This window comes from Allobosea sp. ASV33 (assembly GCF_016428755.1).
GTDB lineage: Bacteria > Pseudomonadota > Alphaproteobacteria > Rhizobiales > Beijerinckiaceae > Allobosea.
Genome location: NZ_JAELTI010000036.1, coordinates 1 through 14,867 on the forward strand (window position 1 = coordinate 1; position 14,867 = coordinate 14,867).

The following is a 14,867-nucleotide window of genomic DNA, read 5'->3' on the forward strand; positions in this document are numbered from 1 at the left end:
CGGCGGCGAAAATCGGCGTCGCGCAATCGACTCTCAGCTACGCGATCAAGCAGCTCGAAGATCGCATGGGCGTTCGCCTTTTGACCCGGACCACGCGCAATGTCGCGACCACGACCGCGGGCGAGCGCCTGCTCCAGACGATCACACCGCGGATCGCGGAGATCAAGGACGAGATCGCGGCGCTGACGGCGTTGCGCGACAAGCCGTCGGGCTCTGTCAGGCTGACGCTATCCGACCACGCGCTCGAAAGTGTCGTCTGGCCGAAGCTCAGGCCGGTCCTCCGGGATTATCCCGACATCAATGTCGAACTGATCCTCGACAGCACCTTCCGCAACATCGTCGAGGAGGGCTTCGATGCGGGTGTTCGGCTGGGCGAGAGCGTCGAGAAGGACATGATCGCGGTTCGCATCGGCCCGGACTGGCGGCTGGTAGCGGTCGCTTCGCCCGGATATCTCGCCGCGCACGGCGTCCCGGAACATCCGCAGGATCTGGTGCGCCATATCTGCATCAATATGCGCCACGAAACAGCCGGCGGGCTTTATGCTTGGGAGTTCGAAAAAGCCGGAAAGGAATTGCGTGTGCGGGTCAGCGGCCAACTGACCTTCAACAACTCCTACGCCATGATCGATGCGGCGGTGAACGGCTACGGCATCGCCTACGTTCCCGACGACATCGTCGAGCGGCAGATCGCGTCAGGTGCGCTGGCCCTGGTGCTGGACGACTGGTCGCCCTTCTTCGACGGCTACTTCCTCTACTATCCCAGCCGCCGCCAGAACCTTCCCGCCTTCAAGGTCGTTGTCGACGCTTTGCGCTATCGAAACCAGGTAGGATCAGGACGGTCTTCTGGCCTGGGCTGAAAGTCCGCTTTCCGGCAAGCCTCGAATGTCCGGAGTTGGCGCGTGACGGCCTCGGTTAGTGCGCGCTCAGCATCATCTTGCCGAGCGCGCCTGCAACCATGACCTGCTCCGCCAGGGGCAGCAAGGCGACGAGGCGTCGTTCCGTCTCGGCATGATCGCGCATCGCCGGCTCGACCAGGAGGCGGCCTTTTTCTGTAAGCTCGACGATCACACCACGCCCGTCGGTCTCGTCTGCCATGCGGCGGACATGCCCCGCCTTCTCCAGGCGCCGCAGCAGGTTCGACAATCCACCAGAGGTCAGGATTAGCGTGTCGAGCAGAGCCTTGGGCGACATGCGATAGGGCGTGCCCTGCACGCGCAGCGTCGCGAGCACCGCGAAACTCGGATATTTGAGCCTGTGCCGCGCGAGCGTGCGGTTGATCGCCGTCTGGAAGACCTCGTTGAGATGCAGCAGCCGGCCAACGATCGCCTTGCCGGAGCAATCGACCTCCGGGAACTCGCGCCGCCAGCGCTGCATGCCGGCGCCGACGCGGTCGTTCTGCCAGAGCATATCGGGCGTTTCGAACGTCAGGCTACGCGCGGCCTCGTTGCGCATTCGGATTCTCCAAGACAACCCTTTCCGACCACGCCAGCGGACAGGATGCAAGTCCGCCTCGTCACCGTCGTCACGTCAAGATATCTTTTATCTATCTTTCTTGAAAGGCAAATCGAGCCGTGCCATGCTCCCCTTGGCCGATGGGAGGGGAATTCCGTCGACCTAGGGAAACCGCGCCAACAGCGGTGTGCCGCAGGCCAACAGACGGGAACCAGCAACCATGCGTCAGATGCTTCGTCATGCGACCGCCGCCGCCGTCCTCGGCGCGGCGCTCACCTCCACCGCACAGGCCGAGGAGCTCGTCGTGGGCGCCTTCGGCGGCTCCTTCGCGGATAACGTCAAGGCCTGCCACGTCGCGGCCTTCGAAAAGGCGACGGGCGCCACCGTCTCGCTGAAGCTCGGCAATTCCTCCCAATTCGCGGCGGCCTTGCGCGCCACCGCCGGCAAGCCGGACATGGATATCGTCTATATCGACAACTCGCTGGCAGCCCAGACCGCCAACGAGAAGCTCAATGACAAGATCGATCGCGCGAAGCTCAAGAACGCCACCGACGTGATCCCGACCGCCTGGGGCAAGGACGACGCTTACGTCGTCGCGATGGTGAGCGCGACCACGCTGGTCTACAATCCCAAGCTGGTGAAGGCGACGCCGACCTCTTGGCTCGACCTGGCCGATCCGGCCTATGCCGGGAAATACGCCATCGGCGATATCAGCGGCACCTCCGGGCTGCAGTTCCTGCTGGCGCTGAACAAGCTCAAGGGCGGCACGCTCGACAATATCGATCCCGGCATTGAGGCGATCAAGCCGATCGCGAAGGGTTCGGCCGTGCTTTACACCCAGGCCGACCAGTTGCTGTCCCTGTTCGAGCGCGGCGAGATCGCGATCGCGCCCTGGTATCCGGATCGCGCCGGCGTCGCCATGGACAAGGGCCTCTCGCTCGCCGTCGCCTATCCGAAGGAGGGCGCGGTCGGCATCCTGCCGGCGGTCGTCCTGCCCAAGGGCTCGACCAAGACCGAACTAGCCTACAAGTTCCTCGACCAGGTGCTCTCGGCCGAGGGGCAGGGCTGTTTCTCCGAGCGGGCCTATATCGGCGCGGTCAACACCAAGGTGAAGCTCTCCGACAAGCTCAAGAGCATCGTGCCGAACGGCGAAAGCCTGGAGAAGGCTTGGTTCATCGACCCGGACGTGATCGCGAAGAACAGCGCGACCTGGACACGCCGCTGGCAGCGCGAAGTCGCGCGCTGAGCCGCGCGACGGCACCTGGAAAGGACGGGTAATGGGCTCGCTGACCTTCGAGGGGCTGGGCAAGTCATATGGCGAGGTTGAAGTCGTCAGGGACGTCTCCCTGACGATCGCCGAGGGGGAATTCGTCTCGCTGCTCGGTCCTTCCGGCTGCGGCAAGACCACGATCCTGCGCATGGTCGCTGGCTTGGTCGAGCCGAGCCGCGGCCGCATCCTGATCGGGCGCGACGACGTCACCACCTTGCCCCCGAACAAGCGTGGCCTTGGCCTCGTCTTCCAGTCCTATGCGCTGTTCCCGCATATGACGGTGTTCGAGAACGTCGCCTTCGGCCTGCGTCGCCGCAAGGTCGTGGGCGCCGAGCTCGACAGGCGCGTCAGGGAAGCGCTCGGCATGGTCAGGCTCGCCGCCTTCGGCGAGCGCTATCCGCGCCAGCTCTCGGGCGGGCAACAGCAACGCGTCGCGATCGCCCGGGCGCTCGCGCCGCATCCGCGCGTGCTGCTCTTCGACGAGCCGCTCTCCAATCTCGATGCCCAATTGCGCGACGAGATGCAGATCGAATTGAAGCGCCTGCAGCGCAATCTCGGCATCACCACGCTCTTCGTCACCCATGATCAGGGTGAAGCTCTCTCGATGTCCGATCGCGTCGGCGTGATGGCCAGGGGCGTGATGCAGCAATTCGCGACGCCCGAGGACATCTACCACCGCCCTGCCACAGGCTTCGTCGCCAGCTTTATCGGCAAGCCGAACCGTCTCGCCGGCTCCGTCGCCATGCGAGAAGGCCCGGGCGGCCGGCTTGCCGTCGGCGCCGTCGAAGTCCCGGCCGCGCGCATCGACCAGCCGGCCGGCGCGAAGGTCGATATCGTCATCCGGCAGGAAGCGGTCGCGATCCGCAGCGGCTTAGCCCAGCCCGGCGAAATTGCCGGCGAGGTCGCGCTGCGCTCCTTCAGCGGCGCTCGCGTGCAATATGTCGTGCGGCTGGCGGAAGGCGTCGAGATCGTCGCGGAAACCGCCTCGCACGGAGCGGAAGCTGGTCTCACGGCGGGTGCACCGGTCGCGCTCGCCATCGACCCGGCCGCCGTCTTCGCGATGCCGCCCGAAGGCGCCACGGCATGATGTCGCGGCGGCAAGGGCTCTTGCTGGTCGCGCCGCTCCTGCTGGTGCTGGCGGGGTTCTTCCTCGTACCGGTGCTGATGCTGCTGCCGACGAGCTTCGGCGTCTACGAGCCGGGCGCGGGGCTCGTCAAAGGTGCCTGGTCGCTGAAGAACTACACCCAGATCGTTACCGACGACTATTATCGCGAGGTGATCTGGCGCACGCTCGGCCTCGGCTTTTCCGTCACGCTGATCTGCCTGCTGCTCGGCTACCCGCTGGCCTATCTCATCGCGCGCGGACCGGAGCGCTGGCGCGTGCCGCTGATCCTGCTCGTCATCTTCCCGATGCTGCTCAATCTCGTCGTGCGTTCCTTCGGCTGGATCGCGCTGCTGGCCAATCGCGGCCTGATCAACAACCTGCTGATGCAGCTCGGCCTGATCGCCGCCCCGGTGAAGCTGCTGTTCAACTTCGTCGGGCTCTTCATCGGGCTCACCCATATCTACCTGCCCTTCATGGTGCTGATGCTGGTCGCGGCGATCCGCAACGTGCCGCGCGACGTCGAATCCGCCGCCGCGACGCTCGGCTCCAGCCGCGCCCATGTCTTCATGGCGGTGACGCTGCCGCTCTCGGCGCCGGGTATCCTCGCCGGCTCGATCCTCGTCTTCGTGCTGACGATCAGCGCGCTGGTGACGCCGCGCATGCTGGGCGGGCCGACCTATCAGGTCATGGCGACGCTGATCTACGACGAATACATGCAGCTTCTCGACTGGCCGAGCGGCTCGGCGCTCTCCTTCGCACTGACCTTCATGGCGGTCGCGATCATCTGGCTGTCGAGCCGATTGACCAGGCGATGGGCGGGCATGGCATGAGCGACATGAGCGAGAACCGCCCCGGCTGGGGCCTGACCGCCACGGCCTTCACAGTCGTCGCCTTCCTGCAATTGCCGGTGATCGTCGTCGTGCTGGCGGCCTTTTCGACGACCTCCTACCTCACCATCCCGCCGCAGGGGCTGACGCTCGCCTGGTTCGGCAAGGTGCTGAGCGACCCGAGCTATCTCTCGGCCATCCGCATGAGCCTCATCCTGGCCTGCGGCTCGACGCTGATCTCGCTCGTGCTCGGTGTGGCCGCCGCCTGCGCGCTGTTCCGCAAGGTGCTGCCGGGCTCTGAAGCCGTCACCTCCTTCCTGATGGCCCCGCTGGTGATGCCGGCCGTGGTCGTCGGCGTGGCGCTCCTGCAGTTCTACAGCATGACCGGACTGCGCGGTTCGCTCGTCGGGCTGCTGCTCGCCCATGTCGTCATCACCGTGCCCTATGTCGTGCGCTCGGCGCTGGCGAGCCTGTCGGGGCTCGATCTCGCCGTCGAGGAAGCGGCACGGGTGCTTGGCGCCAGCGGCTTCGAGGCGTTCCGCCTGGTCACGCTGCCCTTGATCGCGCCGGGGCTGGTGGCGGGAGGGCTGTTCTCCTTCATCACCTCGCTCGACAATGTGCCGGTCACGATCTTCCTGATCAGCGCCAGCCAGACCACCCTGCCGGTGCTGATCTTCTCCTCGGTGGAGATGGGCATCGACCCGAGCGTCGCCGCCGTCTCGACGCTGCTCATCCTCGCCACCGGCATCGTGCTCCTCATCGCCGAGCGCCGCTTCGGCTTCCACCGCTTCGTCTGAACGGAATCGCCATGCCGCTGACCTCCAAGGGTTTCCCGCTCTTCCTCACCTTCGATCTCGACGCGGAGACGATGTGGACTGGCCGCGACCCGGCTTATGCCGAGCGGCCGATCCTGATGTCGCAGGGCGCCTATGGCTGGAAGGTCGGTACCGGCCGCGTGCTCGACCTGCTCGATCGCTACGGCATCAAGGCGACCTTCTTCGTGCCCGGCCTGATCATCGACCAGCGCGAGGGGCTGATGGAGGAAATCCTGAAGCGCGGCCATGAGCTCGCCCATCACAGCTACAGCCACACCTGGATCCTCAACCTCTCGCCCGAGGAGGAGCGCGAGGAGATGGAAAAGGGCTTCCAGTCGATCAAGCGGGTCAGCGGCCGCGCGCCGCGCGGCTGGCGCTCGCCGGCGGCCGAGATCAGCCCGGTCACCATGCCGATGCTGGTCGAGTACGGCTTCGACTATTCCTCGAACTTCTTCGACGACGACTCGCCCTATCTCCACACCGTCGCGGGCGAGGAGACCAAGATCGTCGAATTGCCCTTCCGTTGGGTGCTCGATGACGCGCCCTTCTTCCAGTACTCGATCGTGCTGCCCGGCCGGACCATGCAGGCCCCCTCGGCCGTGCTCGAAGCGTGGAAGGGCGAGTTCGACGTGCTCTATGCCGAGGACCGGATGATGATGGTCGGCATGCACCCCGAGATGATCGGCCAGCCCTCGCGCATCAAGGCGCTAGAGGGGCTGATCGAGCACGCGCTGAAGCACCCCAATGTCTGGATCGGCCGCTGCGACGAGATGGTCGACGACATGCGCCCCGGCCTCGAGACCGCCCGCGCGGAGGCGAGGCGGTGAGCGGGGCGCTCGCCGACCGGCGCATCCTGATCACCGGCGCTGCCAAGGGCATCGGGCTCGCGACGGTCGAGCGCTTCGTAAAAGAAGGCGCGCGGGTCGCAGCGCTCGATCGCGATGTGGAGGCGCTGGCGGCATTGGCCGGGCGTTTCGGAGGGAATGCGTTCGTCTCCTTCAGGGCCGATGTCTCCGATCCGGCTTCCGTCGAGACCGCCGTATCCAATGCCGCCACCGCGCTCGGGGGGTTCGACGGTGTCGTAAGCTCGGCCGGCATCGATCTCATCGCCGATATCGAGAGCATGGCATTGGCCGACTGGAACCGCATCATCGCCGTCAACCTGACCGGCCCGATGCTGGTGGCGCAGGCATCCTATCCGCATCTCAAGGCGGCGGGCGGCGGCACCATCGTCAATGTCTCGTCCGGCGCCGGCCTCTCGCCGCTGAAGCACCGCTCCGCCTATTGCGCCTCCAAGGCCGGCCTGCAGATGGCCGCCAAGGCGCTCGCGATGGAGGCCGCCGAGTTCGGCATCCGCGTCAACACGGTCTGCCCCGGCGCGGTCGAGACGGAACTGTTCCGCACGAGTATCGAAACCGCTCCCGACCCCATAGCCGCCTATGAAGCGGTACGCGCTCGCTATGCGCTCCAGCGCGTCGCCTCGCCCGATGAGATCGCCGCCGCAATCCTGTGGCTGACCAGCGCGGAATCCTCCTATGTCACCGGCACCGCCATCGCCGTCGATGGCGGCCGGACCTTCCATTAGCGAGCAACGGGAGCCGGCCATGACGAGCGAGCGCTTCGCGGCCAAGACCGTCGCCATCACCGGTGCCGCGCACGGCATCGGCGCAGCAACGGCGCGCCGCTTCCTCGACGAAGGCGCGCGGGTCGCTGTGATCGACCGCGAGGCCGATGGTTTCGCTGAAAGCTTCGCCGGTCAGCCGGCCGACCGTCTTCTGACCATGGCCGGGGACTGCACCGATGCGGCCGTGCTCGCCGATTTCCATGATCGTGCTGTTGGAGCCTTCGGCCCGGTCGACATCCTCTTCAACAATGTTGGCCAGAGCGGGCGCGAGCGCGCCGCGCAATTCCATGAATCGCAGGAAGAGGTCTGGCGCTTCGTGCTAGAGGTCTCGCTCTTCACGGCCATGCGAATGAGCCATCTCGTCGCGCCGGCTATGCGCGCGCGCGGCGGCCGGATCGTCAACATGTCGAGCGACGCCGCGCTCGTCGGCGATGCTGGCTTGACCGACTATGCCGCCGCTAAGATGGGCATCATCGGCTTCACCCGCTCGCTTGCGCGCGAGCTTGCGCCGCATCGTGTCACCGTCAACGCAGTCGCGCCCGGCGCCATCCGCACCCGCGCCCATGACCGGCTGACGCCGGCGGTGATCGAGAAGATCAAGGCGACGACGCCGGCCGGTTTCATCGCCGAACCGGAGGATGTAGCCGGTTGCGTCGCCTTCCTCGCCAGCGAGGACGCCCGTTACGTGACCGGCCAGACGCTGCTGATCGATGGCGGCCGCTGGATGATCTGAGGACAGCCATGACCGATATCGCCGATCTTTCCGCCGTCGACCTCGCCGCCGCGATCCGCGCGAAAGCCATTTCGCCCCTCGAAGCGGTTGAGGCCGCGCTCGCCCGCATCGAGGAAAGGGCCGAGCTCAATGCCTTCATGGCGGTCCCGGCCGAGCGCGCCCGCACTGAGGCGAAGGCTGCCGAAGGCAAGGTGATGCGCGGCGATGCGCTTGGCGCCCTCCACGGCATTCCCTTCTCGGTCAAGGACCTGACCAATACCGAGGGCGTCACGACCACGCAGGGCTCGGCCCTGTTCGCGGACAACGTCCCGAAGGCTGATGCAGTCGCGGTCGCGCGCGCGCGGGCTGCCGGCGCGATCCTGATCGGCAAGACGACGACACCGGAATTCGGCCACAAGCCGTTCACCGAAGGCCCGTTCTTCGGCCGCACGCTCAATCCGCATAGTCATGCCCATACCTGCGGCGGCTCATCGGGCGGCGCGGCGGTGGCGGTCGCGGCCGGCATGGGGCAGCTCGCGCTCGGCACCGATGGCGGCGGTTCGATCCGCATCCCCGCCGCCTGCTGCGGCGTCGTCGGCTTGAAGGCGACGCTGGGCGCGATCCCGAACCTGCAGGCCCCGGACCTCTTCGGCGCCAATTCCTTCGTCGGGCCGATGGCGCGCGATGTCGCCGATGCCGCCCTGATGTTCGAGACGCTTCTCGGTCCCGACCGTCGCGATCCCTATGGACAGCTATCGGCCTTCCCGGAACGCCGGCTCGGCGAAAGCGAGAAGCCGCGGATTGGCTTCCTCCTGCGCTGCGGCAACATCCTCGATCCCGATGTCGAGTCGGCCGTCGTCGCCGCGATGAGGCAGGCTGAAGCTTTGGGCTGGATCGTCGAGCCGATCGAGCTCGACCTGGTTTCGCTGGAACCGCATTTTCTCGTCTTCCTGCGTTCCCTGCTAATGGCCCGACTCGGCAGCCATGCCGAGAAGACACCGGAGAAACTCGATCCGACCTTGCTCGCAACTATCGAGGCCGGGCGCGGCTACAGCGCCGTCGATCTCTGCCAGGCCCAGTTCGCGCGGACGGATTGCTTCGCCAAAGTGCAGGAGATTCTCGCTCGCTTCGACCTGATCGCCTCACCGACCCTGTCGGCGCCGGCCCTGCCGGTCGGGCTTGATCCGCTGGGGCAGATAGATATTGCTGGCAAACCGGCGGAGACGATCCGCGGCGCGTGGTATCCGTACACTTTCCCATTCAATCTCACCGGCCATCCAGCGTTGTCGCTGCCGTGCGGCCGCAGCTCGGCAGGACTGCCGATTGGCCTCCAGCTTGTCGCCAACTGGCATGCCGACCGATACCTTGTCGATGCGGCAGCAAGGCTGCAGATTGCTCTCACAACAGCTACAGCAAAAGTACCTACCAATGCCGTTATGTAGCTATGGATACCGTCGCTTGGGACGTTGACGTTTTGATGCTGGGCAGACCCGGCCGTCCTCAGCCGTCGACGAGATTGTCAGCAGTCGATCGATGCCTTCGACTGCCGCTGACAAGGTGTCAGGCCGGGAATAATCGGCCACATGGATTTCGACGCCTTGCGCGCCAAACTGCCTGGCGACCTCATGATGATGTACGTCCGTGGAAGGATCGATCTTCTCCAGGTGTGTCTGATCGGCGCGCAATGATCTCAAATGTCAGCGGGATTGCGTCAGCCCCAACTTTGCGCGCCGTTTGACACCGAAACAGGGGAAGACAGCCGTCGCACTCGCAACGAGGTCATATTAGAATCGGAGATTGTATCGGACATGCCCTGCGAAACGCTGGGCGTTTCCGGCGAACTCTCCCTCGATGCGGGCGCCGAGACTGACTGACGGGCTGAGTTTGATGTCCATGCCCGCGGCAATCAGTGCCGCATCGGGGGCGGTCCGGGCGCCTTCGGCCACGAAGCTCGCATTGGTCAGGCCGTTGAGCGTCGCGGAGATCGTCGCGCCACGCAGAAAATAATGCGCCCATGCGGCACGGACGAAGCCGGTTATCGGCGTGCCGCCCACCGGCACGTCGCCTTCGAGCTGAACGCCGATTTCGCTGCGGCTGGTCGTGTCCGTGTGGCTTGCCAGAGCGAGTGTGCCCGCGGCGATGCCGCCCCCGTCGCGCTCCATCGCCGCCGGGCTGGTTGCCTGCACCGCCTGGAAGGCAACGAGCGGCGCGATCGTGATCCTGCGTCCGCTGCCGGCCATCGAGGTCCCGATGGGAAGGCTGGCCTCGGCCCGACCGCTCCACGCCTGGGTGTGATACGATGCCGTGATGCCGGTGCGCGCCAGGGCTGGAATAGCGCGCGAGGTATTGACGTCCAGCCGCGCATAACCGAGGGCTCCCGCGAGCTTGAGCGGACCGAGCGAGGTGCGGCCATAGATGCCGAGCTGGAAGACGTCAGCGTCGGCGTTACCGGTCGCGCTCGCGAGAGCGGCGCTCGTCCGACCGCCAGAAATCGCCACGCCCGCAACGGTGCCGGCACCGAGCCGGATATCGGCACCGACCGCGAGATGGCCGTCGGAAAGCGTCCGACGGTTGGATCCGATCCCCTTGTCGCCATCCGTGCGCCCGGTCGAACCGAAACTCGCCCCCCACATCGCAAAGAAAGCCGGATCGAAGCTCGGTTTGCCGGGGCCATCGGTTTTCGAGGGCAGGCCGCCGGTGAAACCGGCCGCCCCCCCCGGAGCCGAGGGCGAGCCGTTCAGCCGCCCCGTGCCGCCCGCGTCGAGCATCGTCGTCAGGAAGCCTCCAGCGGCTTCGTTCGCCATGGCGGGAGCGGCGGCATGGACCTCACCCGACAACTGATTGACGGCTCCCGGGATGGCGGCTGCCGGAAGATTGTAGATCGCGAACAGGGGCGATACGTCGCCGCCGGCGGCGACCGCTCCGTCGAGGGCGCGCGCGACCGCGGCAGCGTTGCGGGGCGAGGTAACCCCCAGGCCGAACGGCTTCGGTGTCAGCGTGAGCAGCACATCGGTTGCCGTATAGTTCACCGCGGTCGTCACGCCGTCACCGAAGGAACCGGACGTGTCGACTGTGCCGAAGCGGGTCCCGGCGAGGCCGCCGGCCGCCGAGAGTAAAGTATAGGGTGACGAGAAGATGTAACTGCCGCCCAGTGGCACCAGCCTGAGCGTGCCGGCCAGGCTGGCACTGCCGCTCGCCACGACCTTGTCCGAGGCCGCACCCTGCACCTCGGCTGCGTAGATGCCGTTTGCGCCGAAGCTCAGATTGCCATTGACAGTTAGCGTGCCCAGCGAGTTGCCGGGGGCCAGCACGCCGTTGACCAGGACCGAGCCGATCGAGCCGGACCCGCCGAGGAGAGCCCCCGATGCGACCGTGACCGGCGAATCGATCGAGCCGTTGACGATCAAGGAGCCGCCCTCGACGGTGGTGGCGCCCGCGTAGCTATTGTTTCCCGCCAGCACCAATTGGCCTAGGTCGGTCTTCGTCAATCCGCCGGCGCCGACGAGAGGTGAGGCGATGGTCGCGGTGAAGCCGCTGCCCGCGAAAGTCCCGTCGCCGACCCTGACCACGGTCTGCGGGCTGGCGAGCGTGATCGGATCGCCAAGGACGGTATAGCCGTTGGACGCGAACTGTATGCCGCTGACGCCCACCGCGCCGGCCCCGCGGTCGACGGTCACGATGCCCGGCTGTCCCTGGAAGATCGCGAAGCCGGGTTGCGGGGACATTGGCTGGTTGCCCATGCCAGCGGCGTTGGTCCAGTTCGGCGTCGTGGCGCTCCAGACGCCGGAGCCGCCCGCGATGACGCCGTCATTGGCGATGCCGCCGCCATCCCAGAACTGGAAGGGGCCGGCCGGCAGCGTGGCCGTGCTGAGGAGGTTGACCTGACCGGCGACCGAGGTCTGTACGGTATAAGCGGCCGGCGTCGTTCCGGCGGGGACGGAGCCGATATCGAGACCATTATCGGTGAAGGCGCCGCCATAGCTCAGGATACGGTAGATACCGGGGCCGAAGCCGCTTGCGGCGGTGATGTTCAGCGTGCCGTCGAGCACCAGCGCCCCATTGACGGCGAACAGGGTTTGAGGAGAGGCGCTCCCCAGCGTGACGTTCAGGCGCGCCGTGGGGTCGAGAGCCAGGGAGGCCAAGGTCAGCGTCTGCCCGGAAGTACCGAGCAGCGCGCCGGAAACCGTGACGGGGCCGGCGATCGTGCCGGTGCCGGTCAGGGTGCCGTTCGACTGCACGTTCACCGTGGGGGCCGTCAGCGTGCCACCGACCGACAGGGCGCCGGACTGGACGGTGGCGGAGGTCGCGAAGCTGCCATTGCCGGGGAGCTGCCAGCTCGTGCCCTGCATCGTCAGGGCTTCGAAAGCGAGCACCTTGCCGATGTCCTGACTGCCGTTGCCCGTCAGAACGAGGGCGTCCACCCCCGTGCCGCCCTGGACGTTGCCGTTGAGGACGGAGCCGGTGTCGAGGGTGAGGCTGCGCGCATAGTTTCCGGAGAAGTTGATCGCGTTGACGGCGCCGGAAATCGTGCCCCGATTGATGACGCTGCCGGCGCGAGCATAGTAAAGGCCATCGCTGGCGAGCGAGCGGATCGTGCCGTTGTTGACCACCGACCCGCCTCCGGTCGCTTCGACGGCGCGGCGCGCTCCGCTTGCTCCGGTGGATTCGATCAGGCCGTCATTGGTCAACGTCAGGCCAGCCGAGGCACTGGCATAGATGCCGTTGAATGCGCCGCTGATCCGCCCCGTCGCCGTATTGGTCACGGTGGAGGGTCCGCCCTGGACCAGGACGCCTGTTGAGAAGTTGCCCCCGGTATTCGTGATCGCCCCCGCGTTAAAGACGGTGCGGGATGTGCCTTGTCCGACCGAGACTGCGTTGCCGCTGTTGCTGGCGCTGATGGTCGCGCCCTGCAGGTTGGTGACGGTCCCGCCGAAGCGCAGCGTGACAAGGTCACCGCCCACGCCGGTCTGGATGATCGTGCCGGCATTGATCACGGAGCCCGCACCTGCGGTCGCCGTGCCGATCGCGATCGCGCTCAGGCCGGAGGAGATCGTGGCTCCCGCACGGTTGTCGACGCTGCCGCCGCCCGCGAGAATGATGCCGTTGGCCGACATCGCCGTGATTGAGCCGAAATTCACGACCGACGAGCCCGCCACGGGCAGCGTAACGGAGGTCGCGGAGGTCGAGGAGATCGAGCCTCGGTTGGTCAGTGCCCATGCGCTCGTCGTCGCGCCGATGGCCCCCGACAGCAGCACGTTCGACACCGAGACGCCGGGCGCGATCTCGACGGTTGCTCCGACAAAAGTGTCAAGATTGATCCCGGTCGTAACGTTGGAGGTGACGTTCACATCCGCCGCGACGGCTGGGAACGCGAGCGCGAAGGCCAATGCCGATACGGCCGGCGAGACGAAGAGGCGGCGCTTCGTTCCGCCAACGACCGAAATCAGCATGTCGCCCCTTGTCCCGTTCCACTCAGCGGCCTGCCGATGTGAACAGAATCGCGCTCCCGAGGAGCTGGATCATCGCCGGGCAACCATTCGGTTACAGCTCCCGGAAACGGGAGGTCGTGGTCCTTATCGGAACCGAATGGTCCTTGGCGGCCCGCCTTCGTCCGATGCGTCGGAAGCTGTGCTCGCCACGAAGAGAACACGTTCCATCCGGAGCTCCACCGGGGCCGTGAGCAAGACGCAACCGCGGTCCTGACATCCCAAGCGAACTACCGAGCCGATCGCTCGGCGGTCTTGACCGATTTCAAATAGATGTCACGATCCAGGCAACCCTGATCGGCGCCAGCCCCGATGACCATGGTCGAACCCCTCGCCGAAGCTCTGCTCAAATGCGGCAACCTCACCGAGGTTGGAGCCGCGTTCGCGGCGATGGTCGCGAAGGAAGGCTTCGTCAGTTCGGCGGCGCGTGCCTTGGCTCCCAGCGCACAGCACCCCGTGCGGACCTTTTTTCTGAATTGGCCTCGGGACTGGCAGGCGCTCAGCGAGGACCGCCAGTTCCAGCGGAAGAGCCCCGTACTGCGCGCGGCCAGACGGCGCGGCTCCCCTTTTTCCTGGCGGGAACTCCAGGCAGAACGCCGGCAGGGCGAAGGCGAAAAAGAAGTCTGGAGGACCGTGAGGGAGTGGGGCTGGACCGACGGCCTCGTCGTGCCGATCCATGGTCCGGGCGGGTATTTCGCCACCGTTGGCATGTCGACGCGCGAGCGATCCTTCAAGATGGACCCGGCGAAACGGATGCGCCTGATCATGCTTGCGGCCGTCACGCACGAGCGCTGTCGTATGTTGATCGATCTTGACAGCGGGATTGAGGAGTCGGATGTGCTCACTGCCCGCGAAATCGAATGCCTGCGCTGGGTAGCCGATGGCCAGAGCGACGACGCAATCGGCTCGATCCTCGCGATTTCCTCTGAAACGGTTCGCTTTCATCTGGATAATGCGCGCCGGAAGCTCGGCGTTCGCAATCGTGCGCAGGCCGTGGCGCAAATTTGTCTTCGCGGTCTGTTGTGACGGTTTCGGTCCTCGCCGCGGGACCGGGCCGAGCGACGCGAAGTGCCCTGGTAGAGCGAAGGATTGTAGCTCTCCCTGGATTCGCGAAAAAGCCCAAACCTCCCGGTTTCGGGAGCTGCCGTCTGTCGGGCCTTCGTCGATGATCCGCAATGCGCATCGCATTTCGGAGCATCGTCATGAGCCGCCTGCTCGTCACCACCGCCGTGTTGGCATTCGCCTTTCCCATCGCAGCCTTGGCCCAGGGTCGCACCGAGAACGTCAAGTCCGGGGCCGCCTCCCGTGTCTACAATGTCTTCAGCTGCGGGCGAGGCATCGTGGGCGGCGTCAACGGAACGGCATCTCACGGCACGATCACGACCCGCACCGCTAGGCAAAATCGATGCGGCCGGCCGGATCAGGAGGTCACGGAAGTCGTCTACACGTCGCAGCCGGGCTATCGAGGTCCAGACGAGGCATATGTGTACTGGAGCGGGGGACGAACCCGAGTTTCGGTCAATGTTCGGTAAGTGACTGGCGAGAGCGATGCGTTGAAGGCCCTTCCTGGCTACGC

The 14,867-nt window shown here is 66.0% G+C and carries 13 protein-coding genes; 11 read left to right on the forward strand and 2 right to left on the reverse strand.

From position 1 onward, the window contains the following. The coding region (locus tag JHD80_RS12710; RefSeq protein WP_199087698.1) for a LysR family transcriptional regulator at positions 1–857 on the forward strand (857 nt) is incomplete at its 5' end. 55 nt (positions 858–912) lie between these two features. On the opposite strand, the gene JHD80_RS12715 is transcribed toward JHD80_RS12710, so the two are convergent. After that, complete coding sequence (locus JHD80_RS12715; protein ID WP_248311533.1) at positions 913–1,452, reverse strand: MarR family winged helix-turn-helix transcriptional regulator; 540 nt, start codon at positions 1,450–1,452, stop codon at positions 913–915. 220 nt (positions 1,453–1,672) lie between these two features. Between JHD80_RS12715 and JHD80_RS12720 the strand changes: the two genes are divergently transcribed. The 8 genes from JHD80_RS12720 to JHD80_RS12755 are packed head-to-tail and all read left to right on the forward strand — an operon-like array spanning position 1,673 to position 9,247. After that, positions 1,673–2,698, forward strand: a complete 1,026-nt coding sequence (locus JHD80_RS12720; protein WP_199087700.1) for an ABC transporter substrate-binding protein — start codon at positions 1,673–1,675, stop codon at positions 2,696–2,698. Positions 2,699–2,729: 31 nt separating this feature from the next. Then, positions 2,730–3,809 (forward strand): ABC transporter ATP-binding protein, encoded by a 1,080-nt coding sequence (locus tag JHD80_RS12725; RefSeq protein WP_199087701.1) that lies wholly within the window; start codon positions 2,730–2,732, stop codon positions 3,807–3,809. Further along, positions 3,806–4,657: an ABC transporter permease gene (locus JHD80_RS12730; RefSeq protein WP_199087703.1), complete on the forward strand. Its 852-nt coding sequence runs from the start codon at positions 3,806–3,808 to the stop codon at positions 4,655–4,657. The genes JHD80_RS12725 and JHD80_RS12730 overlap by 4 nt, the downstream gene beginning before the upstream one ends. Beyond that, the gene (locus JHD80_RS12735; protein ID WP_248311534.1) at positions 4,654–5,451 is read left to right on the forward strand and encodes an ABC transporter permease; all 798 of its coding nucleotides are present in this window, start codon (positions 4,654–4,656) and stop codon (positions 5,449–5,451) included. Before JHD80_RS12730 ends, JHD80_RS12735 begins: the two co-directional genes overlap by 4 nt. A gap of 11 nt (positions 5,452–5,462) precedes the next feature. After that, positions 5,463–6,296, forward strand: a complete 834-nt coding sequence (locus tag JHD80_RS12740; RefSeq protein ID WP_199087705.1) for a polysaccharide deacetylase family protein — start codon at positions 5,463–5,465, stop codon at positions 6,294–6,296. Continuing rightward, positions 6,293–7,054: an SDR family oxidoreductase gene (locus JHD80_RS12745; RefSeq protein WP_199087707.1), complete on the forward strand. Its 762-nt coding sequence runs from the start codon at positions 6,293–6,295 to the stop codon at positions 7,052–7,054. The genes JHD80_RS12740 and JHD80_RS12745 overlap by 4 nt, the downstream gene beginning before the upstream one ends. 19 nt (positions 7,055–7,073) lie before the next feature. Beyond that, entirely contained in the window at positions 7,074–7,826 is a 753-nt protein-coding gene (locus JHD80_RS12750; RefSeq protein ID WP_199087709.1) for an SDR family NAD(P)-dependent oxidoreductase, read from the forward strand. A gap of 8 nt (positions 7,827–7,834) precedes the next feature. Then, positions 7,835–9,247, forward strand: a complete 1,413-nt coding sequence (locus JHD80_RS12755) for an amidase (protein WP_199087711.1) — start codon at positions 7,835–7,837, stop codon at positions 9,245–9,247. A 342-nt stretch (positions 9,248–9,589) separates the two neighbouring features. Here the strand turns inward: JHD80_RS12755 and JHD80_RS12760 are convergent, their stop codons facing one another. Beyond that, the gene (locus tag JHD80_RS12760) at positions 9,590–13,255 is read right to left on the reverse strand and encodes an autotransporter domain-containing protein (RefSeq protein WP_199087719.1); all 3,666 of its coding nucleotides are present in this window, start codon (positions 13,253–13,255) and stop codon (positions 9,590–9,592) included. Positions 13,256–13,603: 348 nt separating this feature from the next. Here JHD80_RS12760 and JHD80_RS12765 point away from each other — a divergent pair, with 348 nt between their 5' ends. Beyond that, on the forward strand, positions 13,604–14,317 hold the full coding sequence (locus tag JHD80_RS12765) for a LuxR family transcriptional regulator (protein ID WP_199087721.1): 714 nt from the start codon (positions 13,604–13,606) through the stop codon (positions 14,315–14,317). 176 nt (positions 14,318–14,493) lie between these two features. After that, positions 14,494–14,823: a hypothetical protein gene (locus tag JHD80_RS12770; protein WP_199087723.1), complete on the forward strand. Its 330-nt coding sequence runs from the start codon at positions 14,494–14,496 to the stop codon at positions 14,821–14,823. The last annotated feature ends 44 nt before the right edge of the window (positions 14,824–14,867 follow it).

Bases quoted from the DNA above. Each gene is read 5' to 3' on its own strand.
- JHD80_RS12715 (WP_248311533.1), bottom strand. From the start codon at position 1,452: ATGCGCAACGAGGCCGCGCGTAGCCTGACGTTCGAAACGCCCGATATG.
- JHD80_RS12720 (WP_199087700.1), top strand. From the start codon at position 1,673: ATGCGTCAGATGCTTCGTCATGCGACCGCCGCCGCCGTCCTCGGCGCG.
- JHD80_RS12725 (WP_199087701.1), top strand. From the start codon at position 2,730: ATGGGCTCGCTGACCTTCGAGGGGCTGGGCAAGTCATATGGCGAGGTT.
- JHD80_RS12730 (WP_199087703.1), top strand. From the start codon at position 3,806: ATGATGTCGCGGCGGCAAGGGCTCTTGCTGGTCGCGCCGCTCCTGCTG.
- JHD80_RS12735 (WP_248311534.1), top strand. From the start codon at position 4,654: ATGAGCGACATGAGCGAGAACCGCCCCGGCTGGGGCCTGACCGCCACG.
- JHD80_RS12740 (WP_199087705.1), top strand. From the start codon at position 5,463: ATGCCGCTGACCTCCAAGGGTTTCCCGCTCTTCCTCACCTTCGATCTC.
- JHD80_RS12750 (WP_199087709.1), top strand. From the start codon at position 7,074: ATGACGAGCGAGCGCTTCGCGGCCAAGACCGTCGCCATCACCGGTGCC.
- JHD80_RS12755 (WP_199087711.1), top strand. From the start codon at position 7,835: ATGACCGATATCGCCGATCTTTCCGCCGTCGACCTCGCCGCCGCGATC.
- JHD80_RS12760 (WP_199087719.1), bottom strand. From the start codon at position 13,255: ATGCTGATTTCGGTCGTTGGCGGAACGAAGCGCCGCCTCTTCGTCTCG.
- JHD80_RS12765 (WP_199087721.1), top strand. From the start codon at position 13,604: ATGACCATGGTCGAACCCCTCGCCGAAGCTCTGCTCAAATGCGGCAAC.
- JHD80_RS12770 (WP_199087723.1), top strand. From the start codon at position 14,494: ATGAGCCGCCTGCTCGTCACCACCGCCGTGTTGGCATTCGCCTTTCCC.